Origin of the sequence: Aeromonas sp. S8(2024), from assembly GCF_041403085.1 — a bacterium.
GTDB classification, from domain to species: Bacteria; Pseudomonadota; Gammaproteobacteria; order Enterobacterales; family Aeromonadaceae; genus Aeromonas; species Aeromonas dhakensis.
On the sequence record NZ_JBGLRF010000007.1, the window covers coordinates 142,406 to 168,983 of the forward strand.

26 protein-coding genes are annotated in these 26,578 nt (G+C 62.8%); 8 read left to right on the forward strand and 18 right to left on the reverse strand.

Annotated features, from left to right (window positions below):
• Positions 1–224 precede the first annotated feature (224 nt).
• The gene (locus tag ACB031_RS17895) at positions 225–1,760 is read left to right on the forward strand and encodes an EAL domain-containing protein (protein ID WP_195877834.1); all 1,536 of its coding nucleotides are present in this window, start codon (positions 225–227) and stop codon (positions 1,758–1,760) included.
• 208 nt (positions 1,761–1,968) lie between these two features.
• Positions 1,969–3,066 carry a calcium:proton antiporter gene (locus ACB031_RS17900; protein WP_005308064.1) on the forward strand — a complete coding sequence of 366 codons (1,098 nt, stop codon included), beginning with the start codon at positions 1,969–1,971 and terminating at the stop codon, positions 3,064–3,066.
• Positions 3,067–3,139: 73 nt separating this feature from the next.
• On the opposite strand, the gene hutH is transcribed toward ACB031_RS17900, so the two are convergent.
• The 10 genes from hutH to ftsY all read right to left on the reverse strand — a co-directional run bounded on the left by hutH (position 3,140) and on the right by ftsY (position 15,228).
• On the reverse strand, positions 3,140–4,672 hold the full coding sequence (gene hutH, locus ACB031_RS17905) for a histidine ammonia-lyase (RefSeq protein ID WP_371140009.1): 1,533 nt from the start codon (positions 4,670–4,672) through the stop codon (positions 3,140–3,142).
• Between the two features lie 4 nt (positions 4,673–4,676).
• Entirely contained in the window at positions 4,677–6,386 is a 1,710-nt protein-coding gene (hutU, locus tag ACB031_RS17910) for a urocanate hydratase (RefSeq protein ID WP_017778483.1), read from the reverse strand.
• Between the two features lie 45 nt (positions 6,387–6,431).
• A complete protein-coding gene (gene hutG / locus ACB031_RS17915; protein WP_371140010.1) occupies positions 6,432–7,370 on the reverse strand; it encodes a formimidoylglutamase in 939 nt (312 codons plus the stop codon).
• Positions 7,363–8,598 (reverse strand): imidazolonepropionase, encoded by a 1,236-nt coding sequence (gene hutI, locus ACB031_RS17920; RefSeq protein ID WP_005308059.1) that lies wholly within the window; start codon positions 8,596–8,598, stop codon positions 7,363–7,365. Before hutI ends, hutG begins: the two co-directional genes overlap by 8 nt.
• A 155-nt stretch (positions 8,599–8,753) precedes the next feature.
• Positions 8,754–9,458 (reverse strand): histidine utilization repressor, encoded by a 705-nt coding sequence (gene hutC / locus ACB031_RS17925; protein WP_005308057.1) that lies wholly within the window; start codon positions 9,456–9,458, stop codon positions 8,754–8,756.
• Positions 9,459–9,469: 11 nt separating this feature from the next.
• Positions 9,470–10,129: a carbonate dehydratase gene (can, locus tag ACB031_RS17930; protein ID WP_005308055.1), complete on the reverse strand. Its 660-nt coding sequence runs from the start codon at positions 10,127–10,129 to the stop codon at positions 9,470–9,472.
• A gap of 197 nt (positions 10,130–10,326) precedes the next feature.
• A complete protein-coding gene (rpoH, locus tag ACB031_RS17935) occupies positions 10,327–11,181 on the reverse strand; it encodes an RNA polymerase sigma factor RpoH (RefSeq protein ID WP_005308053.1) in 855 nt (284 codons plus the stop codon).
• A 451-nt stretch (positions 11,182–11,632) separates the two neighbouring features.
• Positions 11,633–12,589 carry a permease-like cell division protein FtsX gene (ftsX, locus tag ACB031_RS17940; protein ID WP_005308051.1) on the reverse strand — a complete coding sequence of 319 codons (957 nt, stop codon included), beginning with the start codon at positions 12,587–12,589 and terminating at the stop codon, positions 11,633–11,635.
• Positions 12,589–13,257 (reverse strand): cell division ATP-binding protein FtsE, encoded by a 669-nt coding sequence (gene ftsE / locus ACB031_RS17945; protein ID WP_005308049.1) that lies wholly within the window; start codon positions 13,255–13,257, stop codon positions 12,589–12,591. Before ftsE ends, ftsX begins: the two co-directional genes overlap by 1 nt.
• 90 nt (positions 13,258–13,347) lie before the next feature.
• Positions 13,348–15,228, reverse strand: a complete 1,881-nt coding sequence (gene ftsY / locus ACB031_RS17950) for a signal recognition particle-docking protein FtsY (protein WP_371140011.1) — start codon at positions 15,226–15,228, stop codon at positions 13,348–13,350.
• 110 nt (positions 15,229–15,338) lie between these two features.
• On the opposite strand from ftsY, the gene rsmD reads away from it, so the two are divergent.
• Together rsmD and ACB031_RS17960 are read left to right on the forward strand one after the other, a co-directional pair.
• Positions 15,339–15,968 carry a 16S rRNA (guanine(966)-N(2))-methyltransferase RsmD gene (gene rsmD / locus ACB031_RS17955; RefSeq protein ID WP_371140012.1) on the forward strand — a complete coding sequence of 210 codons (630 nt, stop codon included), beginning with the start codon at positions 15,339–15,341 and terminating at the stop codon, positions 15,966–15,968.
• A 121-nt stretch (positions 15,969–16,089) separates the two neighbouring features.
• Entirely contained in the window at positions 16,090–16,401 is a 312-nt protein-coding gene (locus ACB031_RS17960) for a DUF1145 domain-containing protein (RefSeq protein WP_005308045.1), read from the forward strand.
• Between the two features lie 38 nt (positions 16,402–16,439).
• Here ACB031_RS17960 and ACB031_RS17965 read toward each other — a convergent pair whose 3' ends face one another.
• Both ACB031_RS17965 and fabR read right to left on the reverse strand, forming a co-directional pair.
• A complete protein-coding gene (locus ACB031_RS17965) occupies positions 16,440–16,805 on the reverse strand; it encodes a YijD family membrane protein (RefSeq protein ID WP_005308044.1) in 366 nt (121 codons plus the stop codon).
• 20 nt (positions 16,806–16,825) lie between these two features.
• Entirely contained in the window at positions 16,826–17,446 is a 621-nt protein-coding gene (fabR, locus tag ACB031_RS17970) for an HTH-type transcriptional repressor FabR (RefSeq protein ID WP_005308043.1), read from the reverse strand.
• 149 nt (positions 17,447–17,595) lie between these two features.
• Between fabR and ACB031_RS17975 the strand changes: the two genes are divergently transcribed.
• Positions 17,596–18,714: a fatty acid desaturase gene (locus ACB031_RS17975; RefSeq protein WP_324054274.1), complete on the forward strand. Its 1,119-nt coding sequence runs from the start codon at positions 17,596–17,598 to the stop codon at positions 18,712–18,714.
• A gap of 476 nt (positions 18,715–19,190) precedes the next feature.
• Here ACB031_RS17975 and ACB031_RS17980 read toward each other — a convergent pair whose 3' ends face one another.
• Positions 19,191–20,444 (reverse strand): phospholipase D family protein, encoded by a 1,254-nt coding sequence (locus ACB031_RS17980; RefSeq protein ID WP_371140013.1) that lies wholly within the window; start codon positions 20,442–20,444, stop codon positions 19,191–19,193.
• Between the two features lie 77 nt (positions 20,445–20,521).
• Between ACB031_RS17980 and ACB031_RS17985 the strand changes: the two genes are divergently transcribed.
• Positions 20,522–20,668, forward strand: coding sequence for a hypothetical protein (locus tag ACB031_RS17985; protein WP_005308040.1), 147 nt, complete (start codon positions 20,522–20,524; stop codon positions 20,666–20,668).
• A gap of 7 nt (positions 20,669–20,675) precedes the next feature.
• Here the strand turns inward: ACB031_RS17985 and ACB031_RS17990 are convergent, their stop codons facing one another.
• The 3 genes from ACB031_RS17990 to tatA all read right to left on the reverse strand — a co-directional run bounded on the left by ACB031_RS17990 (position 20,676) and on the right by tatA (position 22,792).
• A complete protein-coding gene (locus ACB031_RS17990; protein ID WP_026141109.1) occupies positions 20,676–22,100 on the reverse strand; it encodes a lytic transglycosylase F in 1,425 nt (474 codons plus the stop codon).
• Between the two features lie 213 nt (positions 22,101–22,313).
• Complete coding sequence (locus tag ACB031_RS17995) at positions 22,314–22,616, reverse strand: YfcZ/YiiS family protein (protein ID WP_010635398.1); 303 nt, start codon at positions 22,614–22,616, stop codon at positions 22,314–22,316.
• Positions 22,617–22,630: 14 nt separating this feature from the next.
• Complete coding sequence (gene tatA, locus ACB031_RS18000; protein ID WP_005308036.1) at positions 22,631–22,792, reverse strand: twin-arginine translocase TatA/TatE family subunit; 162 nt, start codon at positions 22,790–22,792, stop codon at positions 22,631–22,633.
• A 273-nt stretch (positions 22,793–23,065) separates the two neighbouring features.
• On the opposite strand from tatA, the gene ACB031_RS18005 reads away from it, so the two are divergent.
• Positions 23,066–24,034: a LysR substrate-binding domain-containing protein gene (locus ACB031_RS18005; RefSeq protein ID WP_017764704.1), complete on the forward strand. Its 969-nt coding sequence runs from the start codon at positions 23,066–23,068 to the stop codon at positions 24,032–24,034.
• Between the two features lie 105 nt (positions 24,035–24,139).
• Here the strand turns inward: ACB031_RS18005 and ACB031_RS18010 are convergent, their stop codons facing one another.
• Both ACB031_RS18010 and ACB031_RS18015 read right to left on the reverse strand, forming a co-directional pair.
• On the reverse strand, positions 24,140–24,739 hold the full coding sequence (locus tag ACB031_RS18010; RefSeq protein WP_010635400.1) for a YhgN family NAAT transporter: 600 nt from the start codon (positions 24,737–24,739) through the stop codon (positions 24,140–24,142).
• A gap of 100 nt (positions 24,740–24,839) precedes the next feature.
• Positions 24,840–25,085 carry a YecH family metal-binding protein gene (locus ACB031_RS18015; RefSeq protein WP_017764705.1) on the reverse strand — a complete coding sequence of 82 codons (246 nt, stop codon included), beginning with the start codon at positions 25,083–25,085 and terminating at the stop codon, positions 24,840–24,842.
• A 208-nt stretch (positions 25,086–25,293) separates the two neighbouring features.
• Here ACB031_RS18015 and ACB031_RS18020 point away from each other — a divergent pair, with 208 nt between their 5' ends.
• Positions 25,294–26,577, forward strand: coding sequence for a dicarboxylate/amino acid:cation symporter (locus ACB031_RS18020; RefSeq protein ID WP_319870330.1), 1,284 nt, complete (start codon positions 25,294–25,296; stop codon positions 26,575–26,577).
• The last annotated feature ends 1 nt before the right edge of the window (position 26,578 follow it).

Consider the following 26,578-nt stretch of genomic DNA (forward strand, 5'->3'; position numbering starts at 1 on the left):
TCAAACCGCACGGCTACTCTAGCCACTTCAGATAAGCTGGACAATTGTCATTTATGACAGGTCAGCGATTGAATCTTCAGCAGCCGATTTTATAAAACCATTATTTATCAGCAGATTATAAATCTACGACACAAGTGTGATCGCCTCCGCTCAAATCGATGCAGCTAATGCACTATGATGATGCCACTCATATGCATCCTATTCGCCCATCAGGCAGGTGCCCCTTGCGAACCATCTCCCCACTCTGGCTCACTCTGTTGCTGTTCTGCCTGCCGCTGCTGGCCAGTCTGCCCCTCAGCCAGCTGCTCGGCGGCACCCTGGCCCACCAGCTGCTGCAGAAGAAGAAAGAGGAGATCAATGCCGCCCTGGTGGAGCGCCATCAGGTACTGGACGAGAGCATTCGCAACCAGCTGGTGCAGTTCCATTTTGACTGCGGCGAGCAGGACATGGCGTTGCTGCGGGCCCCCCGTTTTTACAACGAACACATCCGCATTCAGGGGCTGCTGCTCGCCTCCGGTGGCGGCTGCTCCAGCCTGGGGATGGATCTGCCCTTCACCCTGGCCGAGCTGCCCCCCTACCCCAATCAGGATGCTTTCGGGATCGCGGCCACCCAGGCCCGCTTCAACACCGAACAGGAGATAGTCGCCTACTACCGCAGCGGCGGCAACATAGTCTACTGGGTGCTGAGCAACAGCTGGAGCCACGCCCTGCTGCAATATCCCTGCGCCAACTGCTTCTACCTCGAATTCAGCCAGCTGCAACCGGGGGGCTCCAGCCCGACCTTCCCCCGCGGCGACAGCGCCATCAAGGAGGAGGCAGGCAGTCAAAGCCTCAGCCTCAGTTTTCTCGATCCCCACGAGCAGATCCGGCAGACCCTGTGGGCCGGCCGGGCGCTCGAGCAGTACGCCCTGCAGCAGGCCCGCTACTACGGGCTCTGGTGCGGCGCCGCCATCGGGGCCCTGCTGGTCGCGGCCTACTGGGGGCTGCGCAACTACCGGCGCTCTCTCAAGGGATTGTTGCAGGCCGGGCTGGCGCGGCGGGAGTTCGTCCCCTTCTACCAACCCGTGGTGGACAGCCGCAGCCAGCAGGTGGTGGGATTCGAGGCGCTGCTGCGCTGGCAGCGGGGCGGCGGCCTGATCCCGCCAGGGGCCTTCATCGACTATGCAGAAGAGCAGGAGCTGATCCTGCCCATGACCAGCCAGCTGCTGGAAAAAGTCATCGCCGACCTGCCCAAGCTCATCCCCGGCCAGTGGGTCAGCGTCAACATAGTGGCCTCCCACCTGGAGCAACCGCACCTGCGCAACCTGCTGCTGCGCCACGGCTGGCCCTCTCCCGCCCAGCTCACCTTCGAGCTGACCGAGCGCAAGCCCATCACCGACATCGAGACGGCGAGCGCCGAGATCGGCGCCCTGCAGCAGCGGGGCTACCACTTCAAGCTGGATGACTTCGGCACCGGTTACGGCGGCTTCGCCTACCTGCAGCGGCTCGGCATCCGCCAGATCAAGATCGACAAGATGTTCGTCGACACCATAGGCACAGACGATCTCAAGCGCAGCGTGCTGGATGCCACCATCGCCTTTGGCCGCGAGTCTGGCATGGAGATGATCGCCGAAGGGGTCGAACGCCAGGATCAGGTGGAATATCTGGACCAGCATGGCGTGCACCTGATCCAGGGTTACGTCTATGCCCCGCCCATGGCCCTGACCAAGCTGAAGATCTGGTTGCTGGCCTGGTACCAGAACCACGGGGGCGAGCGCTGAGCCAGCCTCTGCCCCCTCGACCGCACAGGCGAGCACGACTCTGTGCTGGCAGCGGGTGAGGATGCGGCCCCCCTCATATCTTGCAACAAAATGTTTTTTCCTTGCGCGGACAACAGCCTTTATCATTGGCAGGGCCGTCACTGCGGTGACGTGCCATCCTGCTCCATACCCATCGGCTCACGCCGCCCCGAGATGAGAACCACTGCCTATGAAGTCATTTATCCGGCAAGAGATTGCCCTGCCCGTCGGCCTGCTCACCCTGCTCTTCTTCAAGACGCTCGGTAGCGACCTGCTGACAGAGACAACTCCGCTCGGGATCTATCTTCCGGTGTCGGCTGTGCTGCTTGCCATCGTCACCTGGGCCATCTTCTCGGTGGTGCGCCACTCCGATGCCCTCGCCATCAAGCTGGGCGAACCCTTCGGCACCCTGATCCTGACCCTGTCTGTCATCTCGCTGGAGGTGGTGATGATCTCCTCGGTCATGCTGACCGGCGAACCCAATCCGGTGATGGCCCGCGACACCATGTTTGCGGTGGTGATGCTGGTGACCAACGGCCTGGTGGGCTTCACCCTGCTGTTTGGCGGCTGGCGCTACCACACCCAGAGCTTCAATCTGGACGGGGTCAAATCCTATCTGGTGGCCATCATTCCGCTGGCGCTGCTCTGTCTGGTACTGCCCAACTTCACCGAAGGGGGCAACATCGGCAGCATGTCGAGTGCCATGTCCTGGATGCTGATCATCATCTCTGTGCTGCTCTACGGCGTCTTCCTGCTGATCCAGACCCGCAGCCACAGCCACTTCTTCATCGACAGCGATCACGAGGATTACGAAGAGCACCACGGCCCGCTGCAGAGCAACGTCTACCACACCCTGTTGCTGCTCGCCTATCTGGTGGTGGTGATCCTGCTGGCCAAGACCCTCGCCATTCCCATCAACCACGGGGTCAAGGTGCTGGCGGCGCCGCCGGCGCTGGGGGGCTTCATCGTCGCCTGTATCGTGCTGGCCCCCGAGGCGGTCGGTGCCATCAAGGCGGCCTTCAACAACCAGCTGCAGCGGGCCATGAATCTCTACTTCGGCTCTGTGCTGGCCACCATCGCCCTCACAGTGCCCGCCGTGCTGTTCATCGGCGCCATGCTGGGGCAGGAGGTACGTCTGGGCCTCTCCGCCGCCGATATGGTGCTGCTCATCACCACCCTTATGGTGTGCAAGGTGACCTTCAGCAGCGGCCGCACCAATGCGCTGCACGGGGCTACCCACCTGGTGTTGTTCGTGGTCTACCTGTTCCTGATGTTCGAGCACGAATAACCGCTGAATCATCAACCCCAGCAACGAAAAGACCGCCCGATGGGCGGTCTTTTGTCATGGGCTGAATGGCCGCTTACAGGCTCGGCAGCACGCCGGCCGGGATCAGGTCGTTGTAGCTGGCACGGCCCAGCAGGGCGGCGGCCGCCTCGATGTCCGGCGCGAAGTACCTGTCCTTGTCGTAGAAGCTGACTTCTTCGCGCAGGCGGCCCTTGGCCAGCTCCACCAGCTCGGTGGAACGCAGCGGTGCGCGGAAATCCAACCCTTGCGCTGCCGCCAGCAGCTCCACCGCCAGGATGCCGCGGGTGTTCTCGGCCATGTCAGCCAGCCGGCGACCGGCGAAGGTGGCCATGGAGACGTGATCCTCCTGGTTAGCGGAGGTGGGCAAGCTGTCCACCGAGGCCGGGTGGGCAAGGGTCTTGTTCTCGGAGGCGAGCGCCGCCGAGGTGACCTGGGCGATCATGAAACCGGAGTTCACGCCGCCGTTGTTGACCAGGAAGGCCGGCAGACCGGACATGCGCGAGTCGATCAGCAGCGCCATGCGACGCTCAGACAGGGAGCCGATCTCGGCGATGGCCAGCGCCAGGTTGTCGGCGGCGAAGGCCACGGGTTCTGCGTGGAAGTTGCCGCCGGAGAGAATGTCCTCATCCTCGGCAAACACCAGCGGGTTGTCTGAAACCGCGTTGGCCTCGCACACCAGCACCTCGGCGGCCTGACGGATCTGGGTCAAGCAGGCACCCATCACCTGGGGCTGGCAGCGCAGGGAGTAAGGATCCTGCACCTTCTCGCAGTTGTGGTGGGACATGCCGATCTCGCTGCCGTCCACCAGCAGGTGGCGGTAGCAGGCGGCCGCGTCGATCTGGCCGCGCTGCCCGCGCACCGCGTGGATGCGGGCATCGAATGGCCGGCGGCTGCCAAGGGCTGCCTCCACGCTCATGGCGCCTATGGTGATGGCGCCGGCGTAGAGATCCTCGGCGTGGAACAGCCCTTCCAGCGCGAAGGCGGTGCTCGCCTGGGTGCCGTTGAGCAGGGCCAGCCCCTCTTTCGGTGCCAGCGCGATGGACTCCAGGCCTGCAATCTTGAGGGCCGTGGTGGCGTCGATCAGCTCGCCCTTGTGGCGCGCCTTGCCTTCACCGATCAGCAGGCAGCTCATGTGGGCCAGCGGCGCCAGGTCGCCGGAAGCGCCGACGGAGCCCTTCTTAGGCACCACCGGGTAGACCTCGGCGTTGATGAGGCGCATCAGGGCCTCCAGCACCAGTGGCCTGATGCCAGAAAAACCACGGGCGAGCGAGTTGAGCTTGAGCACCATCATCAGCCGCACGGTGGCGTCATCCATGTACTCGCCGATACCGGCGGCATGGGAGAGCACGATGGAGCGCTGCAGCTCGTCCAGCTGCTCCACCGGAATGCGGGTGTTGGCCAGCAGGCCAAAGCCGGTGTTGATGCCATACACCACCCGATTTTGCTCGATCACCTTGGTGACCACGGCGGCAGAGGCGTGGATCCCCGCCAGGGCGGCGGGATCCAGTGAAACGTGTACCGGCTCGCGGCTGACGCGGCGCAGGGTGGCGAGATCCAGCTCGCCCGGGGTAATAGTCAATTCAAACATGGTGTTACACCTTTCCTTTGACACCGTTGGCGCCGTCAATCATCGGCAGATCCAGTTTCTCATCAACGGCACAGTTGATGGCAATTTCGTAGCCAGCATCGGCGTGACGCATCACCCCGGTGGCCGGGTCGTTGCGCAGCACGCGGCCGACCCGCTTGGCGGCGTCGTCGGTGCCGTCACAGACGATCACCACGCCGGAGTGCTGGGAGAAGCCCATGCCGACCCCGCCACCGTGGTGCAGGGAGACCCAGGTCGCACCGCCGGCTGTGTTGAGCAGGGCGTTGAGCAGCGGCCAGTCGGAGACGGCATCGGAGCCGTCCATCATGGATTCGGTCTCGCGGTTCGGGCTCGCTACCGAGCCGGAATCCAGGTGGTCGCGGCCGATGACGACGGGGGCTTTCAGCTCGCCGTTCTTCACCATCTCGTTGAAGGCCAGGCCCAGGCGCACCCGATCCTTGACCCCGACCCAGCAGATCCGCGCCGGCAGGCCCTGGAAGGCGATGCGCTCGCGGGCCATGTCGAGCCAGTTGTGCAGGTGGGGATCGTCCGGGATCAGCTCCTTCACCTTCTGATCGGTCTTGTAGATGTCTTCCGGGTCGCCGGACAGCGCCACCCAGCGGAACGGGCCAATGCCCTCGCAGAACAGCGGGCGGATGTAGGCCGGCACGAAGCCCGGGAAGTCGAAGGCATTCTTGACCCCCTCTTCCAGCGCCATCTGGCGGATGTTATTCCCATAATCGAGCGTGGCGGCGCCGCGGGCCTGCAGGGTCAGCATGGCCTCCACCTGGCGAGCCATGGAGCGGCGGGCGGCCACGTTGACCTCTTGCGGCGCGCTCTTTTGCAGGTCGCGCCACTGGGCCACGCTCCAGCCCTGGGGCAGGTAGCCGTGGATCGGGTCGTGGGCTGAGGTCTGGTCGGTCACCACGTCCGGCGTGATGCCGCGGGCCACCAACTCGGCGAAGACGTCGGCGGCATTGCCGAGCAGGCCGACCGAGACGGCGCTGCCACTCTGCTTGGCTTCCCCGACCATGGCCAACGCCTCATCCAGGCTATGGGCCTTCTTGTCGACGTAGCGGGTCTTGAGGCGAAAATCGATGCGGGTCTCGTCGCACTCCACGGCGATCATCGAGAAGCCGGCCATGGTGGCGGCCAGCGGCTGGGCACCGCCCATGCCACCCAGGCCCCCGGTCAGGATCCAGCGCCCCTTGGGCTCGCCGTTGAAGTGCTGGTTGGCCACGGCGAAGAAGGTCTCGTAGGTGCCCTGCACGATGCCCTGAGTGCCGATGTAGATCCAGGAGCCGGCGGTCATCTGGCCGTACATCATCAGGCCCTTCTTGTCGAGCTCGTTGAAGTGCTCCCAGTTGGCCCAGTGCGGCACCAGGTTGGAGTTGGCGATCAGCACCCGCGGTGCGTCCTTGTGGGTCTGGAACACGCCGACCGGCTTGCCGGATTGCACCAGCAGGGTCTGATCCTCCTCGAGGCGGGTCAGCACCTCGACGATCTTGTCGTAGCAGGCCCAGTTGCGGGCGGCGCGACCGATGCCGCCGTACACCACCAGGGACTGGGGATGCTCGGCCACTTCCGGATCCAGGTTGTTCATCAGCATCCGCAGGGGCGCCTCGGTGAGCCAGCTCTTGGCAGTCAGCTGGGTGCCGTGGGGAGCACGGATGATCCGGCTCGGATCGTGGCGGGGATCCTGGTGTTGTACAGACATAGACACTCCTTGTTTAGCGATACGGTCAGGCGGCGCGGTGCGCCGCTACTTGGTCAACTGGTGGACCAGGCGCGCGGCCACGCGGGCGCTGCGGTTGTCCTGATCCAGATTCGGGTTGTACTCGGCCAGATCGGCAAGCCTGAGCTTGCCGCTGGCCCGGATATGGGCGATCAGCGGTTCGATGACCGCCAGCTCCACGCCGCGGGCGGCAGGGGCACTTACCCCCGGCATCACGGCGGCAGGCAGCACGTCCAGATCGATGGTCAGATAGAGGTGCTCACAGCGGGCGATAAAGGCATCCAGCCCGTTGAGCAAGGCTGGCAACTCGGTCGGCGTCATCGCCTCGTCCAGCTCGTGCCACACCCCCAGCGCCTCGGCGCGGGCAAACAGGGCCGCCGTGTTGGCGGTCTCGGCCACCCCGAGGCAGGCGTAGGTAAAAGGCGAGCCTTGCGCCGCGCACTGCTCGGCAATCTGGAAGAAGGGGGTGCCGGAACTCGCCTGCTCCAGCTTCATGCGCAGGTCGAAGTGAGCGTCGAAGTTGATGATGCCTACCCTGCCACGGCCGCCCAGATGACGGTTGAGGCCGCTCCAGCTGCCAAACGCCACCTCGTGACCGCCCCCCAGCACCAGCGGAAACTGGCCCTGCTCCAGGGCTGTGGCGACCCGCTCGGCCAGCCGCTCGTGGGCGGCGTCGAGATCGCCATCCTCGCAGCGCACGTCGCCGCCGTCATAGACGGGCTGGCCCAGATGCCAGGCGGTGTTGGCGAGCAGCTTGCGCACCGCCAGCGGCGCACCGGCCGCACCGACGCGCCCCTTGTTGCGGCGTACCCCTTCATCGCAGGCAAAGCCGAGCAGTACCACGCCGGGTTCACCGCGTCCCAGCCAGGGCTGCACCTTGTCATGCCAGCGCAGGGCCAGTTCACCGTCTTCCGGATCCTGACGCCCCTGCCAGACCGACATGTCGATCCCGTTGATCTTATCCATGCAGGGTCTCCTCCCCGTTGACCACCCGGCTCACCAGCTGATCGACGCCGATGAGGTAGCTGAGTTCGGCCGGATGGCCGCAGTTCCAGACCAGGAAATCCGCCAGCATGCCGACCCTGAGCTGCCCCAGCTGCTCCTGCTCGCCAAGCGCCCGGGCGGCGTGGCGGGTCACCCCGGCCATGGCCTCCACCGGGGTCAGGCCGAACAGGGTGCAGGCCATGTTCATGGCCATGCGCAGGGAGACGATGGGGGCCGTGCCCGGGTTGATGTCGGAGGAGACTGCCATCGGCACCCCTGCCTTGCGCAGGGCGGCGACCGGCGGCAGTTTGGTCTCCTTGAGGAAATAGAAAGCGGTGGGCAGCAGGGTCGCGACCACGCCGCGATGGGCCAGCGCCTGGACCCCTTCCGGATCCAGATACTCCAGATGATCCACCGAGAGGGCACCGAAGTTTGCAGCCAGCGTACTGCCCCCCAGGTTGGAGAGCTGATCCATGTGCCCCTTCACCGCCAGGCCATATTGATCCGCCGCCAGATAGACCTGCTCGGTCTGGGCCAGCGAGAAGCCGATGTGTTCACAGAAGACGTCCACTGCATCGGCCAGGCCCGCCTCGGCGGCAGCCGGGATGATCTCCTGACAGATGGTCTCGACCCAGGAGTCGGGATCGTCGCGATACTCCGGCGGCACCGCATGGGCTGCCAGCAGGGTGGTCTTGACCCGGATCGGCAGCGCCTCTCCCAGTCGGCGGGCCACCCGCAGCATCTTGAGCTCGTCTGCCAGGGTGAGGCCGTAACCGGACTTGATCTCCACCGTGGTGACCCCTTCCCGGATCAGCGACTTGATCCGTGGCAGCGCCAGCTCAAACAGCTGATCTTCGCTGGCGGCACGGGTGGCACGCACCGTGCTGATGATGCCGCCACCTTTGCGGGCGATCTCCGCATAGGGCACGCCTTTCTGGCGCAGCTCGAACTCTTCGGCACGGCTGCCGGCGAAGATGAGGTGAGTGTGGCAATCGATGAGGCCGGGGGTAACCAGCTTGCCCTTCATGTCCTGCCAATGGGCGGGATAGGGGCCCTTGAGATCCTGCATGGGCACCAGGGCGTGGATCCTCCCCTCATGAACGCCGAGGGCATGGGGCTCCAGCAGACCGTAGTCAGCCAGATCGGAGCGCAGGGTGGCGGGTGTCACGTTGAGCCAGACCCGCTCGCAGTTCAACAGTTCCTTGTTCATACCAACCTCTAAATGTATATACATTAACTTATATCCGATCTCTGACGGGAAAGAAAGGATCAAGTTCACATCTTGATAACAGCGTGTTCATTAGAGCTTAAACACAAAAAAGCCCGCCAGAGGCGGGCTTTGTCAAAAATGATATGTATATACAATTAGCTAAGGCTGGTCTTGGAGCTCAGCTTGTAGCGAGAGCCCGGCGAGAGCAGGCGGGCATAGGAGACCAGATAACCGTCGGACCAGGTACGCCGATGCAGCAACAGGCAGGGGGTATCGACCCGTACCTGAAGCAAGCCGGCTTCGCCGGCGCTCGGCAGCACCGCCTCCACCACGTGCTCCATCTCGGAGAGGGGGCAGACCTCCATCAGATAACGGTTGGGGGTCTGGCTGGCAAAATCCTGCTCGCCGTACTCCGGCAGCCGCTCCGCATCGACGAAGCGCTCCTCCAGCTGCAGCGGCTCACCGTCGGCCTGATGGACGATGAGGCTGTGAAAGATGGGCGCCCCGACCCGCAGCCCCAGTTGCACCGCCACCTTCTCGTCGGCGGCCTGGCGCTGCAGCCGGATCACCCGGCCGCTGTACTCGCTGCCCCGCTCGGCGATCTCGTCGGCGATGTTGCGAATGGCCAGCAGCGGCGACTCGGTGCGCCGATCCGCCACGAAACTGCCGGAGCCGGCGGTGCGCACCAGCCAGCCCTCGGCCACCAATTCGCGCAGCGCCTTGTTGACCGTCATCCGGCTCACGGTGAACTGCTCGCACAGGGCGGCCTCGGTCGGGATCCGGTCGCCCGCCTGATAGTGGCGTTCGCGGATCCCGTCCAGGATGTGCTGCTTGATCTGCAGATAGAGAGCCGGTGCCAACGGAATGCTCCTCAGCGACGGCGGTGGGGCGGACGCATGTCCGGCCAGGCGCGATAGACGTCCGGGATCTGCTCAGGCCCGCTGATGCAGAGATCGAGATCGTGCAGCAGACCGTCCTTGATGCCGTAGATCCAGCCGTGCACCGCCAGCTCCTGCCCCTTGCGCCAGGCGTTCTGGATGATGGTGGTGTGGCAGACGTTGGCCACCTGCTCGGCCACGTTCAGCTCGCACAGGTAGTCGAAGCGCTCGTGCTCATCCTCGATGGCATCCAGCTGCTCGCGATACTTGAAGTAGACATCCTTGATGTTGCGCAGCCAGTTGTCGATGAGCCCCAGCTCCTGGTTCTGCATCGCCGCCTTGACGCCGCCGCAGCCGTAATGGCCGCAGACGATGATGTGCTTCACCTTGAGCACCTCGACCGCATATTGCAGCACCGAGAGGCAGTTGAAGTCGGTGTGTACCACCAGGTTGGCGACGTTGCGGTGGACGAATACGTCCCCCGGCAGCAGCCCCATCAGCTGGTTGGCGGGTACCCGGCTGTCGGAGCAGCCGATCCAGAGGTATTCGGGGGCCTGCTGGGCGGAGAGGGTAGCAAAGAATTCGGGATCCTCAGCCTTGATCCGTTCCGCCCACTCGCGGTTGTTGGTAAACAAGTCGTTCAAGAGTTTCACTATCTGCTCTCCCTACTGTGGCAGTGGCGGCAACATACCATACACAAGGGTAACCAAGGCAAGGCCGACCAGATCTCCGCCAAACAAAAACAGGGCCATCAGGCCCTGTTTTCATCAGGAGGCTCAGGCCTCCATCGTATCTTTCAGCTGCCTGGGCGCGTGCTGCTCAAGCTGACGAACCCGCCCGGCGCACAGGATTACGCTTCCATCGCATCCTTCAGCTTCTTGAGGGCATTCTTCTCAAGCTGACGCACCCGCTCGGCGGAGACGCCGTAGGTATCGGCCAGCTCCTGCAGGGTAGTCTTGCTGTCGTCGTCCAGCCAGCGGGCACGGATGATGTGCTGGCTGCGCTCATCCAGGGTGGCCAGGGCCGAACTCAGGCGACGGGTCGCATGATCGTCCCAGTTGTCGTTCTCGATGGTGGCCGCCAGATCGGAGGATTTGTCCTCCAGATAGTGGACCGGCGCGAAACCGCCCTCTTCGTCCTCATCACCGACCAGATCGAACGCCTGATCGTAGTTGCTCATGCGCGCTTCCATCTCGGTGACGTCGGCGGCGGAGACGCCGAGGTCGGCAGCCACGGCCTGCACCTCTTCGTGGTTCAGCCAGCCGAGACGCTTCTTGGATTTGCGCAGGTTGAAGAAGAGCTTGCGCTGGGCCTTGGTGGTTGCCACCTTGACCATGCGCCAGTTGCGCAGCACGTATTCGTGGATTTCGGCCTTGATCCAGTGCACCGCGAAGGAGACCAGACGCACGCCGACGCTCGGGTCGAAGCGCTTGACCGCCTTCATCAGGCCTATGTTGCCTTCCTGCACCAGATCGGCCTGGGGCAGACCGTAACCGGCATAACTCTTGGCGACGTGAACGACAAAACGCAGGTGCGACATAACCAGCTGACGGGCAGCCTCGAGATCGCCTTCCTGCTGCAAACGCTCAGCCAGCTCACGCTCTTCCTCTGCGCTCAGCACCGGAATCGAGTTTACTGCCTGGATATAGCCTTCCAGACTACCTTGCGGAATCAGAGCCATAGTGCGCTGCAATGAAGTTCCCATGTTCTACCTCTTACTTTTCAATCGAATCAGTCTAACACCCTGAGAGGGCCTGTCTACTGACCGGACGCCATTCTGCGGCCTGCATCAAACATGGCGGGCATGTCTGAACCGGAATTATCTTAGGCCGGCAGGATGAATCATGAATGAACAGTCAAAAAAAGGGGGTCACAATGAAGGACCCCCGAAAAGTAGCATGCTAAGTCCATTGTTGCGGAGCTCGCAACCTTCACATGCTTGCCAAGTCAGACGAGCAAGGCATAGGGGCCACACCCGTATAAATTCTTCGCAATTGTAGACTGCTTATAAATCAGAAGGTTCACAGGATCCAGAGAAGATCCTGAAGACTGGTGCTATCCAGATTACTCCCAGAACGGTGGCCGTGCCAGAAACGGCCACTCTTTTACTTGATCCAGGTCGCAAAATCCAGCGCTTTGAAACGCTGATAAATTAATCAGGACGGTTCGATGTCGCGAATGTGGCGATGGACCGAAAACCAGGAGGCGATCAGCCCCAGCAGGGCCCCCAGCAGGATCAGGTTGATCCCGTCCACCGCTCCCATGCCCACCAGCCGGAAGTTGCTGTTGTAGAGACCCGCCAGCTCCTTCACCACCCCTTCGCTCCAGATCACCATCACCTCGGTCAGCCACCAGGCCAGCATGCCGCCAATAACCCCGAACCAGATGCCGGTATAAAGGAAGGGACGATGGATAAAGGCATCGGTCGCCCCCACCAGCTTGAGCACTTCGATCTCGGAACGCTGATTGAGGATATTCAGGCGCAGGGTGTTGCCGACAATCAGCAATACCGCGGAGAGCAGCAGCACGGCGATGCCGGTGATGGTGTGGCGCAGCAGGTTCATGATCCCCTGCAGCCGGGTCAGCCACTGCAGATCCAGCTTGCCCTGCTCGACCCCGTCTTCGTTGCTCAGCTTGTTGAGCAGCTCGGCCGCCCCTTCCGGGTTCTGCCAGCGCGGATCCGGGATCACGCTCAACACCGGCGGCAGCGGGTTGCTGTCGAGGTAGTCGAGCGCATCGCCAAAGCCGGAGATCTCGCGAAACTCCTTGAGCGCCTCATCCCGGCTCATGTAGGTGACCGACTCCACCTCCGGATAGAGCAGGATCCGCTGCTTCATGTCGAGGATGTTCTGCTCGGGCAGATCCTTGCGCAGGTAGAGGGAGATCTGGGAACTGGTCTGCCAGCTCCCCTCCACCACCTCGGCGTTTTTCAGCAGCACGTGGAAGCAGGAGGGCAGCGCCAGGCTGACCCCCAGCACCGCCAGGGTCATCAGCGAGGCGAGCGGATTCCGCCACAGCTCCCCCAGACTGGCAAAGGCCTGGCGGGCGTGGTCGACCCAGTACATCATGAAACGCCGCAGCGGCGGCTGTTTGTGACGCGCACGAATGGCCATCAGAGCTCCTCCCCGGACGAATACATGCGACCCGCCTTGAGGGTCAGGGTGCGATAGCGCATGCGGGCAATCAGCCCCAGATCGTGGGTGGCAATCAGCACGGAGACGCCGAAGCGGTTGAACTCCTCGAACAGCCGCATGATGTCCATGGAGAGCTGGGGATCCAGGTTGCCGGTCGGCTCATCCGCCAGCAGCAGCGGCGGTTTGTTGACGATGGCGCGGGCGATGCCGACCCGCTGCTGTTCACCGCCGGAGAGCATGCGCGGCTGGTAGCGCTCCTTGCCGAGCAGCCCCACCTTGTCGAGCGCAGCGGCCACCCGCTTGTTGATGTCCCCATGGCTGTAGCCGTCGATCACCAGCGGCAACGCCACGTTGTCGAACACGGTTCTGTCCATCAGCAGGCGGTGATCCTGGAAGATCATGCCGATCTGGCGGCGCACGTAGGGGATCTCCCCCCGCTTGATATGGCTGACGTCATCGCCATGAAAGAAGACGCGGCCGTCGGTCGGCCGTTCCATTACGCTGATGAGTTTGAGGAGGGTACTCTTGCCTGCGCCCGAGTGCCCGGTCAGAAAGGCCATCTCCCCCTTGCGCAGATGAAAACTGACCTTCTGCAGCGCCTGATGGCCGCCGCTGTAAACCTTGCTGACCTTGTCAAAACGGATCATAACGGTTCCCTGACAGTGACAAGCCCCGACCTGGGTCGGGGCAGGGGGCGCTCAACTCACGGCGCCCGAGCTTGCTCATCGCGAAGACACTCACTCCTCGCGACTGAAAAGCGCCTCGATAAAGTCGTTGGCGACGAACGGACGCAGATCGTCGATCCCCTCGCCCACCCCGATGTAGCGGATCGGGATCTGGAACTTGTCGGCCACCGCGAAGATGACGCCGCCCTTGGCGGTGCCATCCAGCTTGGTGAGGGTGATGCCGGTCAGCCCCACCGCCTCGCTGAACAGCTTGGCCTGGCTCAGGGCGTTCTGGCCGGTGCCTGCGTCCAGGGTCAGCATGATTTCGTGGGGCGCCGCATCGTCCAGCTTCTTCATCACCCGCACCACCTTCTTGAGCTCTTCCATCAGGTTGCTCTTGTTCTGCAGGCGGCCGGCGGTATCGGCGATCAGCACGTCGGCCCCGCGCGAGCGGGCAGCCTCGATGGCATCATAGATGACGGAGGCGGAGTCGGCGCCGGTGTGCTGGGCAATCACCGGGATGTTGTTGCGCTGACCCCACACCTGCAACTGCTCGACGGCGGCAGCGCGGAAGGTATCGCCAGCGGCCAGCATCACACTCTTGCCCTCGGCCTGGAACTGCTTGGCCAGCTTGCCGATGGTGGTGGTCTTGCCGACCCCGTTCACGCCCACCATCAGGATGACGTAAGGCTTCTTGTCGGTGTCGATCACCAGCGGCTGCTCGACCTTGGCCAGCATCTCGCCCATGTCCTGCTTGAGCAGGCCGTAGAGCGCCTCGGCATCCTTGAGCTGCTTGCGATCCGCGTGCTGCACCAGCCCCTCGATGATACGGGTGGTGGTGTCGACGCCGAGATCCGCAGTCAGCAGCTGGGTCTCCAGCTCCTCGAACAGCTCGTCGTCGATCTTCTTGCCTCGGAACAGGCTGAAGAAGCCGGAACCGATATTCTCCTTGGTGCGCACCAGACTACGCTTGAGGCGAGCGAAGAAGCCCTCCCGCTGCGGCTTGTCCTGGGTGTCGTCGTCCACCTTGGCTGCCAGTGGCAGTGCGGCCAGTGCGGCAGCCTCAGCCTCCATCTCGGCCACCAGGCGCAGATCTTCCGCCCGCTGGGCCTCTTTGGCGATCCGGGCTTCCTCGGCAGCCTGCGCTTCGGCGGCAATACGAGCCTCTTCTGCGGCACGGGCTTCGGCAGCAAGGCGAGCCTCTTCTGCGGCGCGGGCTTCGGCTGCGATACGGGCCTCTTCCACGGCGCGGGCTTCGGCGGCAATGCGAGCCTCTTCTGCCGCACGGGCTTCGGCGGCAACGCGAGCCTCTTCTGCGGCGCGGGCTTCGGCGGCAATGCGAGCCTCTTCTGCGGCGCGGGCTTCGGCAGCAATGCGAGCCTCTTCGGCAGCGCGGGCTTCGGCAGCAATGCGAGCCTCTTCTGCGGCGCGGGCTTCGGCGGCAATACGGGCCTCTTGCGCGGCGCGGGCTTCGGCGGCAATGCGAGCCTCTTCTGCGGCGCGGACTTCGGCGGCAATACGAGCCTCTTCGGCAACCTGAGCGGCTGCGGCAAGGCGAGCTTCTTCCGCTGCCTTGAGATCGGCCGCAACCCGGGCAGCTTCGGCAGCTTGCGCCTCGGCAGCCGCGCGCTCCTCTTCGGCGATCAGGGCTTCATTGACGATCACCGGCTCCAGATCGGAGGCGCACTCCTCCACCACTAGCGGACCATGGTCGTCCAGCTCGGCAGGCGGGCAGCAATCATCGTGCAAAACGGAATTCTGTGCGCTGGCGGGCACTTCAGCAGCGACGGCCGGCGTACTATCGGAAACAGTCGTCTCGGAAACGGGAGCCGGGTGAGCCGTGACTTCGGGCTCAACGGTAGTCGGGGTGGCTTGCGGTGTCTGTGGTTGGACAGCCTCAGCCTCTTCTTTCTTGCGGCCGAAACCCAGCCAGGAAAACAAACCTTTTGCCATCTAAAAATACTCACATCAAAGGCTGACTGCTAAGATAGCCGTCCCTCGGCGGGTCGGCATAAAAATGAACCGCCTTATACTATCACTTTATTTTCTGACGACGAAACGCGATGCCCAGAGTGAAATCCAGCCGTAACGGCCCGAGCAAGAGCCCAACCCCGCAGGGGAAATCGGGTTTTGTAAGAATCATCAGCGGCCAGTGGCGAGGCCGCAAACTGCCGGTCAGGGATGTGGAAGGACTCAGACCCACCACGGATCGCGTCAAGGAGACCATCTTCAACTGGCTGGCTCCCCATGTGCGCGGCACCCGCTGCCTGGATCTGTTCGCCGGCAGCGGTGGCCTGGGGCTGGAGGCGCTGTCGCGTTACGCCGAGCAGGTCACCCTGATCGAGATGGACAGGGGCGCCGCCGAGCAGATCAAGAAGAACCTGACCACCCTCGGCAGCAGCCAGGGTCAGGTGATCCAGGCCGATGCCGTCAGCTGGCTGCAAGGGCCGGCCACGCCGTTCGACCTGGTGTTTCTCGATCCCCCCTTTCGCCGCGAGCTGCTGCCCCAAGTGTGCGAGCTGCTGGAGCAGCGCGGCTGGCTGGCGCCTGACGCCCTAATCTATCTGGAGCGGGAGAAGGAGATGGCCGATCTGCCGCTGCCGGCCAGCTGGCAACTGCTCAAGGGCAAGCAAGCGGGTCAGGTCTGCTACCAGCTCTATCTGCGGGAGCTCAAGAATGACACCGCGGTTTAACAGCCGGGTGGCAGGGGAAGATGGGCACAGAGCTCCTCCCCGTCAATCTGGACAACGACTCAAGGACAAACAGGCCGGTCAAATCAGGCCTGCTATCAACACTATGTGCGGGAGGTAAACGATGAAGCGGGTGTTTAATCTGTTGGCGATGGGTCTGATCCTGTTCTTCTGGTTCGGCGTGCTGGTCAGCCTGATCGCCCCGCTGCCGGGCAAGCTCAACGGCTTCCTGCCGGTGTGCGGCGTGATCGTGATCCTGATGCACTGGGTGCAGGCCAGCATGGTCAAGGCAGCCTGCAAGCCCTACTTCGCGGTGAGCCGGCTCGAGTTCACCCAGGTGCTGGTGTTCGGGGTGTTCGGCATGGTTGAGATCCGCGCCAGGCTGCAGGCCATCGTCGATGCCAAGCGGCGCGGCGAAGACAACAAAGCTGGGTAATCCCGGCTCTGTCATGGTGGTGATGGAAGGAGTGCTGGTCACTCCTTCTCTTTTTTCCCCACGCTGATACCGAGCTTGATGGAGAGCACAGCCAGCAGCAACAACATCATGATCAGCGAGAAGAAGTTGCTGCCAAGCTCTGGGTACTGCACCTTGACCAGCGCCGAATGGCCGAACACGCCGATGAAGAAGCTGAGCAGCATGCAGACCGGGGTGTTGCCCTCCAGCGAGACATGACGGTAGTGCTGGTAGAGCTGATAGGCGGCCAGCACGAAGGCGATCATCGGGAAGAAGGAGAAGGGCACCGCAGACTCTGACAAGACCGTCAGGGAGGCATCACCACAGATGCCGATGAGCAGGGCCAGCAGCAGGGGTTTCTTCGGAATCGTGTTCTGGTCATGCATGGAGCTGTCCATCCTTTGACTTAAGAGAGAGGTTCACGGCGCTTCTGGTTCTGGACCTCGGCGCCCATGGCGATCATGCGCAGCTGACGGATGGTGCGATCGGACAGGGCCCGGCACTCCTCGCTGGTCATGTCGAGGGCGTCGGCACCGGCACTGAAGACGATGGTCACCATGGCCTCGGCCTGGATGTAGGCCTCTTCCCGCGGCGCCCCCGTGGTGGCTTCGAGGTAGTCGGTCAGCTCGGCGATGAAATGCTGGATCTCCCGCGCCACCGCCTGGCGAAATGCAGCAGAGGTGCCGGAGCGCTCGCGCAGCAGCAGCCGGAAGATGTTCGGGTTGTTCTCGACGAACTCCATGAACGTCTGTACCGAGGTGCTGATGACGCTGCCGCCACCCGCAATGCGCTGACGAGCCTGGCGCATCAACTGGCGCAAGGTCAGGCCGCCTTCATCCACCAGGGTCAGACCCAGCTCCTCCATGTCGCGAAAATGACGATAGAAGGAGGTGGGCGCAATGCCGGCCTCCCGCGCCACTTCCCGCAGACTGAGGTTGGAAAAGCTGCGATTGGCGCACAGTTGGCTGAACGCCGCCTCGATCAGAGTACGCCGGGTTTTTTCTTTTTGTTGCGCGCGAATACCCACGAAAACAGTCACCTTCAGGTTATCGAGGCCAAATGATAACCCGAAGGCTGCGCCAGGATCAGGTTTGTCTCCTACTTTTTTACCATTGACCCCAATTCCGGCTGCATGGAAAATAGCGCACAGCTGTTCGCTGAAAGGAACCGAGTGAGATGGAACGCCCCCCGATCATCATGACCAACACCCTGCTGTTTGCCCTCTCCGGGCTGACCGCACTGATCGCCGTGCCCTGGTACGGCATGACCCATGGCTATGACCTCTGGCAGTGGGGCAGCTTCCTGCTGCTGTTCTGCTATTGCGGCATCTCCATTACCGCCGGCTACCACCGGCTCTGGTCCCACAAGGCCTACAAGGCCCACCCGATCCTGCAGTGGATCTTCGCCATCGGCGGCGCTCTCGCCCTGCAAAACTCGGCCCTGCACTGGTCTTCCGACCATCGCCGCCACCATCGCCATGTGGATGACAACCAGCAGGATCCCTACAGTGCGGGACGCGGTTTCTGGTACTCTCACATCGGCTGGATGCTGCGTGAATACCAGGGTGACACCTATCACGACTACAGCAATGTGCGGGATCTGCAGAACAACCCCATCGTCGTTTTTCAGCACAAGCACTATCTGGCGCTGACCCTGGCTACCAACATCGGCATCCCGCTGCTGCTTGGGCTCGTCCACGGCGATTTGCTCGGTATGTTGCTGCTGGCCGGAGTGCTGCGCATGGTGATGACCCATCACACCACCTTCTTCATCAACTCGCTGGCCCACATCTGGGGCAGCCAGCCCTTCACCGACCGCAACAGCGCGCGGGACAACGGCATCCTGGCCTTCTTCACCTTCGGCGAGGGCTACCACAACTTCCACCACCTGTTCGAGAACGACTATCGCAACGGCATCCGCTGGTGGCAGTACGATCCCACCAAGTGGCTGATCCGCAGTGCCGCCTGGTGCGGGCTGGCACGGGATCTGCGCGCCTGCCCGGAAGAGCGGATCGAGCAGGCCAGGCTGGAGATGCAGCTGAAACGGGCCCAGGCCAGGCTGCACAGACAGGACGACAGGGAGCTGTGGCAGGCGCTGCTGCAGGAGGAGTACGACAAGCTGAGCCAGCAGCTGCAGCACTACTACGCCAGCCGCAAACGCCTGCTGGAGCAGCGCAAGCGCAAGGCGCTGGCCCGTTACGATCAGCTGAAACTGCAGCTGGAGTATCGCAGCCTGCACGATGCCTTCACCGTGGCCAAGCGCAACTGGAGCCGCCTGCTGGCAGGCATCGCCTGATCATAGACCGTCAGACGACACAAACAAAAAGACCGCCAATCGGCGGTCTTTTTGTTCAGCCCAGCCAGCAGGCCATAAAAAATGGGGTGACACTCGCATGTCACCCCCTCGCAAATAGCATGTTCCATATTGGAATCCGGTCCCGTCGGGTTCCTCTCCTGCTTCCTGAGTTTCCGCTACCCATCTGAAGCAGGCTCCGGCTGGAGCGATCCAGTCGACCGATTCCCTTCACGACCCTCTTCCGCACGACGGCAAGCCGCCGTGTTGTCCTTGCAGTTGAAATATTACGCAGATAAATAAAATAAAAAACCGATATATTCGGCCATCTATGCAAGCATCTGCCGCTCATCCAACTTCAACCAGAAAACAATCTGATTAAAAACAATACGATAAATCACTCCATCGCCATTGGATGGCAAACGTTATCCTCGAAGGCGCACAAGGCTTTGCGAGATCTCGCACAAGCCGTGATCCACTCACAACCAGCGCTGCAACGGCAACCAGTCGCTGACCCTGGCCAGCAGGCGGCGCAGGGTCGAGGGCGGGGCAGCCACCGAGTGGGATGAACGCTGCTGCCAGGTCGTCAGCCACTGCTGCAACTCGGCGCACAGCGCAGGGCAGGCCAGATGCAACACCAGCTCGGTGTTGAGCAGCAGGGAGCGCGGATCCAGATTGAAGCTGCCGAGCAGTGCCTCCTCCTCCCCCACCAGGATCAGCTTGGCGTGCAGGCTGAGAGATGCCCCCTCCAGCTCCGACAGCGCTATGCCCTGGCGTATCAGCCAGGGGCGGTGACGACGGTAGGCGCCGTACACCAGCGGCACATCCGTGCTGGCCAGGGAGTTGGTCAGGATGTCGATGGTCACCCCCGCTTGACGCTGCTGCCTGAGTCGGCGGCGCAGACCTCGGGTCAGGATGAGATAGGGGGTGACCAGGCGCAATGTGCCCTGATTGTCGGCCAGTTTGCGCCAGAGCAGGCGCGCCGTGGTGGGCCGGGATACCAGCCCCTTGCCGGGGCGGTCAAACCACACCTCGGCCCGCCCGGCATGCCAGCGCAGGGGGATGGGCTCGGGATCGAACAGGCTGGCCGGCAGGTCATAGACGGCCGCGATCTGCGGCTCGTTCAGGGTCAGCAGGAAGTCGTTCACCACCTGCACCTCGGCCCGTTGCAGCGGGCGGCGCAACAGACGGCGGATCGGGTGGCTCCAGCGGCTGCGCCAGAATTGATCAAACCCCTGCTCGACCCGCTGGCAGAGCGGGCCGCGGCAGGCGAGATCCAGATCGACGAACTGGGGGGCACCACCGAGTCCGAAGTAACGATCCCCGATATTGCGACCACCGATCACCGCCTGGCTGCCATCCACCAGCAGCAGCTTGTTGTGCATGCGGTGATTGATGCGGCGAAAGCTGAGCAGCCCTTCCAGCAGCAGGGTCAGTGGCCGCCAGCCGCGCAACCAGAAGGGATTGAACAGACGCATCTCGATGCCCGGCTGGTGGGCCACCATCTCCAGGAAGCGGTTGTCGCCGGCATAGAGGTCATCAATGAGCAGTTGCACCCGCACCCCGCGTTTGGCGGCATGCAGCAGCTCCGACAGCAGCAGCTTGCCGCTGCTGTCCTCCTCCCAGCTGTAGTACTGGGCCTGGATCCGGCTTCTGGCGCCGCGGATCAGCTGACAGCGCAGCTTGAGCGCCAGCTCGGGCTGGTCGATCAGGGCGAATTCAGCGGGGATCATGGCGTCATCCGCCTGTCATGAGGAAATGGCATAACGCTGGCTAAGGGCCTCGTAGCAACAGGATGAAGGAATTTACCATGGAACTCACGGATCGCCCCGCCATCAGTCACAGACCGCAGGCCAGTGAGCCGGATCCCTCGCCGAGCGGCCAGCTGACCCCCTGGTATCTGCAACACAGGGATCAGGCCTGGCAGCCTTTCACCTCGCCCGCCCCATCGCACTAGCCGGACGTCAGGGCTGGGCCACCGCCTCGATGGCGGCCGCCTTGCCCTCCAGCTGGGGCAGACTGAAGCGGTAGGCCACATAGTACTTGTAGATGGTGCTGACATAGTTGATGGGCCCCTGCCCCACCTCGTTGGCCACCAGCTGCTCCACGTTGCCGAACCAGACGTCGGGATCCAGCCCGGCGGCCTCGGCCTTGGCCCTGAGCGCCTGCACCCGGTTCGGGCCGGCATTGTAGGCAGCCAGTGCAAACAGGTGGCGGTTGAGCACGTCCAGCTTGGGATCGTTGAAATAGGTGTCGAGGATCAACCGCATGTAGCGGCAGGCCGCCTCCACGTTCCCCTCCAGGCTGGCGAGGCGGGCGCCGCGAATGCCCACTTCGCTGCCGGTACTCGGCAACAGCTGCATGATCCCCACCGCCCCCCGTTCGGAACGGATATTGGCATTGAGGCCAGACTCCTTGTAGGCCAGCGCCGCCAGCATCAGCCAGTCCAGCCGGTACTTGTCGGCCTGCTGCTCCAGCACCTTGCGGATGGTCGACAACCGGCCCAGCGGATCCGGCGCCAGTATGTTGCTCATCTGGTCGTTGCGAGCCAGCAGGCGACGCAGGGCCATGTCGCTGTAAAGAGTGCGCTTGCCGGCATCGGCCAGATAGTCGTTGACCGCCTTGAGCAGCTCTGGGCTGTTGTTGCGCAGGGCCCAGGCGCTGCGGCCGTTGTCCCGCAGCGGGATCAATTTGTGGGCTCGCAGCCCGCTGATCATGCCGAGCCAGATCCGCCCCTTGAAGCTGTCGGTCACGGTGAGCGGTATGATGCCGGCCGCCACCATCTCCAGCAGATCCCCGTCCTGCAGGTATTCAGGCACGGTTTCGATATAGACAGGGGGCAGCCCCAGCTCGCGAAACAGCCAGTTGAGCTGGCGCAGGCTCTCGTAATAGCTGGAGCTGGCCCGCACCCAGACCCGCCGGCCTGAGAGCTGGGTAATGCGGTTGAAGGTCGGCAGGCTGTGCTGGCTCACCACCCACTCTTCGATGGGGGCGATCACCGGGTTGGAGAAGGTCACCTGTTCGCGCCGGGTCGGCGTCACCGTCATGTTGGCGGCCACCAGATCGCCCCGCCCTTCGGCGAGGTAGTCCAGCAGCTTGTCCTGGCGCACCGGGATGTAGATGATCTTGAGCTTGATCTTCTCCTTGGCCAGATAGGTCTGGTTCAGCCAGCGCTCGAACCCCTGCAGCTGGTTGACCAGGATGCCGTGCTGGGTCCCCTTGTCGAGGAAGAAGAAACCCCGCTCATAGACCACCAGGGCCCTCAGCTCTTTCTTTTGCAATATGCTGGCGAGATCCCCTGGCTGGGGCAGCCGCTGCGGCTTGAGATCCGCCGCCAGCAGCGGCAGCGCCCACAGGAAGAGCAGGCTCCAGAGCCAGCGCCGCCTCATGGCGTCACCGCCAGTGGCTGTCCGGGCAGGTCAAAGAGGTGATGAGCGACGTGGAGAGGGGTGGCGAAGAGCCTGCGCTGAACCATGATGAGATCGCCTTCTGTTGGCCGACTCGCGTCGGGCAAAACCGTCTGTGGGATAACTAACTATAGAACGCAGACCCACAGCAGAAGGGTCAGCACGGCAGGCAAGCCTGCCGTGTTTTCAGGGGGCTCAGATAGAGCGGGCACGCATCTCGAAAATGAGTTTTTCGGCGGTGCAGGTGAATTGCAGGCGGGCTTTCAGGATCACGCCGTTGGCGCCCTGGCTCAGTTCGCTGCTGCTCTTGGCTTCGGCGGTGACCTGCTTGGCCAGCGCCTCGTAGGCGGCCAGCTTGGCGCGGGCATCGGCCTCTTCGGCGGCCTCGATCACCAGCTCCATCACATCGTCACCCTCGCCGATGATGGTGCCAATTTCGGCGAAGCAGCCGCAGCTGTCACAGGTCTCGTTCAATTCCACTTTATCTTCTACGGACATCATTCAACTCCCACTTATTTCGGCTGTGATTCATCGTCACGCAAGGCTTTACGAAAATCCCTGATGGCGGTGCCCAGATCTTCCCCGGCGCCGGCCAGGCGTTTGCTGCCAAACACCACGACCACGACGACGAGCAGGATCAACAAATGCCAGATATGAATTCCACCGAGTCCCATAGGGATACTCCTGACTGATAGATACCGATCGTTTGTATCAAAAGAAGGCGCAAAGATTGTTGGGCAAAATCAAGACAGGCGCAAGTTTGCAAATAAATCACCAAAAAATACGGCGACCCGAAGGCCGCCGTATTGCTTGATGCTACTTGTCCCCTCAACCACTACATCCTGTACCAGCCGCCATTGAAGGCGAGAGACGTTTCGAGCATAAGTTCGCCTAGATATGAAAACAAATGGTATAAATTCATCTAAGAATTGAAGAGGATTCATATCATGTTGCTGGAACAGCTGGGGCGTATCGACCTCAATCTATTGATAATCCTGCAAGTTTTGCTGGAGGAACGAAACGGCAGCCGGGCGGCCCGTCGCCTGCATCTGAGCCAATCTGCCGTCAGCAAGGCGCTCGGCCGGCTGCGGGAAACCTTCGACGATCCCCTGTTCGTGCGCTCGGCCTACGGGCTGGAACCCACCGCACGCGCCCTCAGCCTGCAGCAGCAACTGCAGCCGATCCTGCTGTCGCTGGACAACCTGATCCAGCCGCCGGATTTTGACCCGACCACCACCGAGCGGGAGTTCGTCATCGCCAGCATGGACAGCGCCTTCACCCTGTTCGCCCCGCTCTACCTGAGCGAGCTGAAACGACAGGCCCCCGGCATCCGGCTGCGCTACGAGGAGTGGACCGAGAACAGTCTGACCGAGATGAGCCAGGGCCAGGTAGACATCGCCTTCACGGTGCGGGAAAACTGCATCAATTCTGACTTTCGGCTCGACACCCTGCCCAACGCCATCTGCCAGCGGCTGCTCGCCATCGACGATCTGACCTGCCTGGTGCAGCACGACCACCCCGCCCTGCACGAACCCGAGTGGGATCTCACCCGCTACCTTGCCTATCCCCACGTGCAGACCTATTGCGAAGGGAGGGACCGCTGGATGCTGGATCACAAGCTGGCGGAGCAGGATCTCTATCGCCGCATCGAGGCGACCGTGCCCTCCTTCGAGGCGGCGCTGCGGATGGGCATGCATTCGGACATGATAGTGACCCTCTCCCGGCTCTACGCCCGCCACGCCACCCAGGTCTATCCGCTGGTGCCGCTGCCGCTGCCCATCGCGCTGGACAGCATCTCCCATTTGCTGATCTGGCATCAGCGCCACGAGGAGGATCCTGGCCACCGCTGGCTGCGGGAAACTCTGCTGGCGCTGATCATGGGCAAGCTGGAGCCAACAGCGGCCGAACCGGCCTGATTGTCGGCACAGGGCCGCAAGACCCTGACGATCACCACGCCGGATCACAGGCAAAAAAACGGGGCTCGTCGAGCCCCGTGTCTTTTCTATTGGCCTGTCGGCCGATCAGTTCTGACCGGTCACCGCCAGGTAGTGATGCACCCCGTCGAGCAGCATCTGCACCGAGATCATCACCAGCAGCATGCCCATCAGACGCTCCACCGCGGTGAGTCCTCGCTCACCCAGCAGCTTGTTGAAGACCTCGTAGAACATCAGGATCACCGCGCTAGCGCCCCAAGCCATCAGCAGGGCCAGCGACCAGTCCGCCATCCGGGTCGGCTCCTGGTTGGCCAGCAACAGCAAGGAGGCCAGGATCGAGGGGCCGGCAATCATGGGGATCGCCATGGGCACCAAGAAGGGCTCCTCCCCCGCGGCCAGCCCGGTCACCCCCCCTTCACTCGGGAAGATCATCTTGATGGCAATGAGGAACAGTATGATGCCGCCGGCGATGCTGACCGCCTCCTGGCGCAGGTTGAGGAAATTGAGGATCTGCTGTCCGACGAACAGGAAGGCCATCATGATCACCAGCGAGAACAGCAGCTCCCGCATCATCACCTTGCGGCGTCGCTTGGGATCGATATGACGGAGGATCGACAGAAAGACCGGCAGGTTGCCCAGCGGATCCATGATCAGAAACAACATGACGGCAGCGGAGAAAGTATCCATACAACGCCCAGGCCAAGCCTTCAACAGAGGAGGGGAAAGAGGGCGAATATAACAAAGGCGGCGGGATTCGGCGAGCGCGGCAGGCGCTCGCCGGCGGGGATCAACCGTGGTTGCAGATCTTGTCGGCGCGGGTCTGGAAACCCTGCTCCGATTCGATGAACTTGCCGCGTTTGGCCAGGAAGTCGATCAGGGCCTCGGCATCCATCTCGCTGGCGCTGCAGGTGTGGAAACGGGCATCCGCCCCGAAGCGTGCGTCGATGGCCTGCTTGAGGCTGGCCCGGGTGAACTGGCCGCCCTGCGCCAACATCATCTCCATCACTTCGTGACCGTGTACCGATTGAGTCATTGCAAACCTCTTGAATAGACATATTTGATGCCTATTAAATCCTGCCCCACTGCCGACGACCTTGATATAGGCCAACAAATTGCCGATTTCCCTGCCCCCGCACTGGTGATGGTCACGGCTTTGTCGATAATGTGGCAACCTGAGCAGGGGATGGCTACACTAACGCCCCTTTTTGCCACCGCAGACCGAATATAAGGACATTGGCGTCATGCTGTTCCATGGACTGGCTTTCAAACCCTGGCGGATCTGGACCCGCCGTCCGCTCTGGTTGAAGACCCTGCTCGGCATGCTAACGGGGATCGGGCTCGGCGCCGTTTTCAGCGAACAGGCATTGCTGCTCAAACCCATTGGCGTGCTATTCGTCAACACCATCCAGATGCTGATGGTGCCCCTCATCTTCTGTTCGGTCATCGCCGGCCTCACCTCGCTGCTCAAGGGCAAGGCCCTCGACCGCATCGCCGGCAAGGCCATCGGCCTCTACCTCTGTTCCACCGCTGTCGCCATCTGCATCGGCCTGATGATGGGCTGGCTGCTGGAACCCGGCATGGGTGCCAATATGGGACCCTATGAGCGGGTCGGCATGACGGAGTCCCCCACCCTGGCCAGCGTGCTGAGCCACCTGGTGCCGCGCAACCCGGTGCAGGCCATGGTGGATGGCAAGATCCTGCAGGTGATCGTGTTCGCGGTGGCCCTCGCCCTCGCCCTCAACGCCACCGGTCGGCGCGGCCGCCCCGCCATCCTCTTCTTCACCTCGCTGGCGGAGGGGATGTTCAAGCTGACCCAGATGGTAATGGCGCTGGCCCCTTACGGTGTCTGCGCCCTGATGGCCTGGATGACCGGCAAGTACGGCATGAGCCTGCTGCTGCCGCTGCTCAAGGTGATCGGCGCCGTCTACCTCGGCTGCCTGCTGCACGTGCTCGGCGTCTACAGCAGCCTGCTGATCCTGCTGGCCCGCCTCAATCCGCTGCACTACTTCAAGAGCATCGTCGATGCCCAGGCGGTGGCCTTCACCAGCAGCTCCAGCAACAGCACCCTGCCCATCAGCCTGGCCTGCGCCGAGCGCCGGCTCGGGGTCTCCCCCGCCATCACCGCCAAGGTGTTGCCCATCGGCGCCACCATCAACATGGACGGTACCGCCCTCTATCAGGGGGTGACCGCCCTGTTCGTGGCTCAGGCCTTCGGGGTGGATCTGCACCTGGTGGATTACCTGACCATCATCAGCATCGCCACCCTGGCCAGTATCGGCACAGCGGGCACGCCGGGCACCGGCCTGATGCTGCTGACGCTGACCCTGACCGCAGTGGGACTGCCGCTGGAGGGGGTGGCACTGATCGCCGGGATCGACCGGATCCTCGACATGGCGCGCACCACGGTCAACGTCTCCGGCGATATTCTGGTTTCCGTATTGATTGCCCGCAGCGAGCGGGAGCTGGATCTGACGACCTATCACGACGCCAGCGCGGGGGAGGACATCGACTTCACCCTGCGCTGAG

Excerpts from the sequence above, each read along its gene's own strand:
- hutG (WP_371140010.1), bottom strand. The coding sequence starts at position 7,370 with ATGGATAAGATCAACGGGATCGACATGTCGGTCTGGCAGGGGCGTCAG.
- ACB031_RS17960 (WP_005308045.1), top strand. The coding sequence starts at position 16,090 with ATGAAGCGGGTGTTTAATCTGTTGGCGATGGGTCTGATCCTGTTCTTC.
- ACB031_RS18020 (WP_319870330.1), top strand. The coding sequence starts at position 25,294 with ATGCTGTTCCATGGACTGGCTTTCAAACCCTGGCGGATCTGGACCCGC.
- rpoH (WP_005308053.1), bottom strand. The coding sequence starts at position 11,181 with ATGGGAACTTCATTGCAGCGCACTATGGCTCTGATTCCGCAAGGTAGT.
- ACB031_RS17900 (WP_005308064.1), top strand. The coding sequence starts at position 1,969 with ATGAAGTCATTTATCCGGCAAGAGATTGCCCTGCCCGTCGGCCTGCTC.
- hutH (WP_371140009.1), bottom strand. The coding sequence starts at position 4,672 with ATGTTTGAATTGACTATTACCCCGGGCGAGCTGGATCTCGCCACCCTG.
- hutU (WP_017778483.1), bottom strand. The coding sequence starts at position 6,386 with ATGTCTGTACAACACCAGGATCCCCGCCACGATCCGAGCCGGATCATC.
- ftsE (WP_005308049.1), bottom strand. The coding sequence starts at position 13,257 with ATGATCCGTTTTGACAAGGTCAGCAAGGTTTACAGCGGCGGCCATCAG.
- ftsY (WP_371140011.1), bottom strand. The coding sequence starts at position 15,228 with ATGGCAAAAGGTTTGTTTTCCTGGCTGGGTTTCGGCCGCAAGAAAGAA.
- tatA (WP_005308036.1), bottom strand. The coding sequence starts at position 22,792 with ATGGGACTCGGTGGAATTCATATCTGGCATTTGTTGATCCTGCTCGTC.
- hutI (WP_005308059.1), bottom strand. The coding sequence starts at position 8,598 with ATGAACAAGGAACTGTTGAACTGCGAGCGGGTCTGGCTCAACGTGACA.
- ACB031_RS18015 (WP_017764705.1), bottom strand. The coding sequence starts at position 25,085 with ATGACTCAATCGGTACACGGTCACGAAGTGATGGAGATGATGTTGGCG.
- ACB031_RS17965 (WP_005308044.1), bottom strand. The coding sequence starts at position 16,805 with ATGCATGACCAGAACACGATTCCGAAGAAACCCCTGCTGCTGGCCCTG.
- ACB031_RS17995 (WP_010635398.1), bottom strand. The coding sequence starts at position 22,616 with ATGTCCGTAGAAGATAAAGTGGAATTGAACGAGACCTGTGACAGCTGC.
- ACB031_RS17975 (WP_324054274.1), top strand. The coding sequence starts at position 17,596 with ATGGAACGCCCCCCGATCATCATGACCAACACCCTGCTGTTTGCCCTC.
- ftsX (WP_005308051.1), bottom strand. The coding sequence starts at position 12,589 with ATGGCCATTCGTGCGCGTCACAAACAGCCGCCGCTGCGGCGTTTCATG.
- rsmD (WP_371140012.1), top strand. The coding sequence starts at position 15,339 with ATGCCCAGAGTGAAATCCAGCCGTAACGGCCCGAGCAAGAGCCCAACC.
- ACB031_RS17990 (WP_026141109.1), bottom strand. The coding sequence starts at position 22,100 with ATGAGGCGGCGCTGGCTCTGGAGCCTGCTCTTCCTGTGGGCGCTGCCG.
- ACB031_RS17985 (WP_005308040.1), top strand. The coding sequence starts at position 20,522 with ATGGAACTCACGGATCGCCCCGCCATCAGTCACAGACCGCAGGCCAGT.
- ACB031_RS18010 (WP_010635400.1), bottom strand. The coding sequence starts at position 24,739 with ATGGATACTTTCTCCGCTGCCGTCATGTTGTTTCTGATCATGGATCCG.
- ACB031_RS17980 (WP_371140013.1), bottom strand. The coding sequence starts at position 20,444 with ATGATCCCCGCTGAATTCGCCCTGATCGACCAGCCCGAGCTGGCGCTC.
- ACB031_RS18005 (WP_017764704.1), top strand. The coding sequence starts at position 23,066 with ATGTTGCTGGAACAGCTGGGGCGTATCGACCTCAATCTATTGATAATC.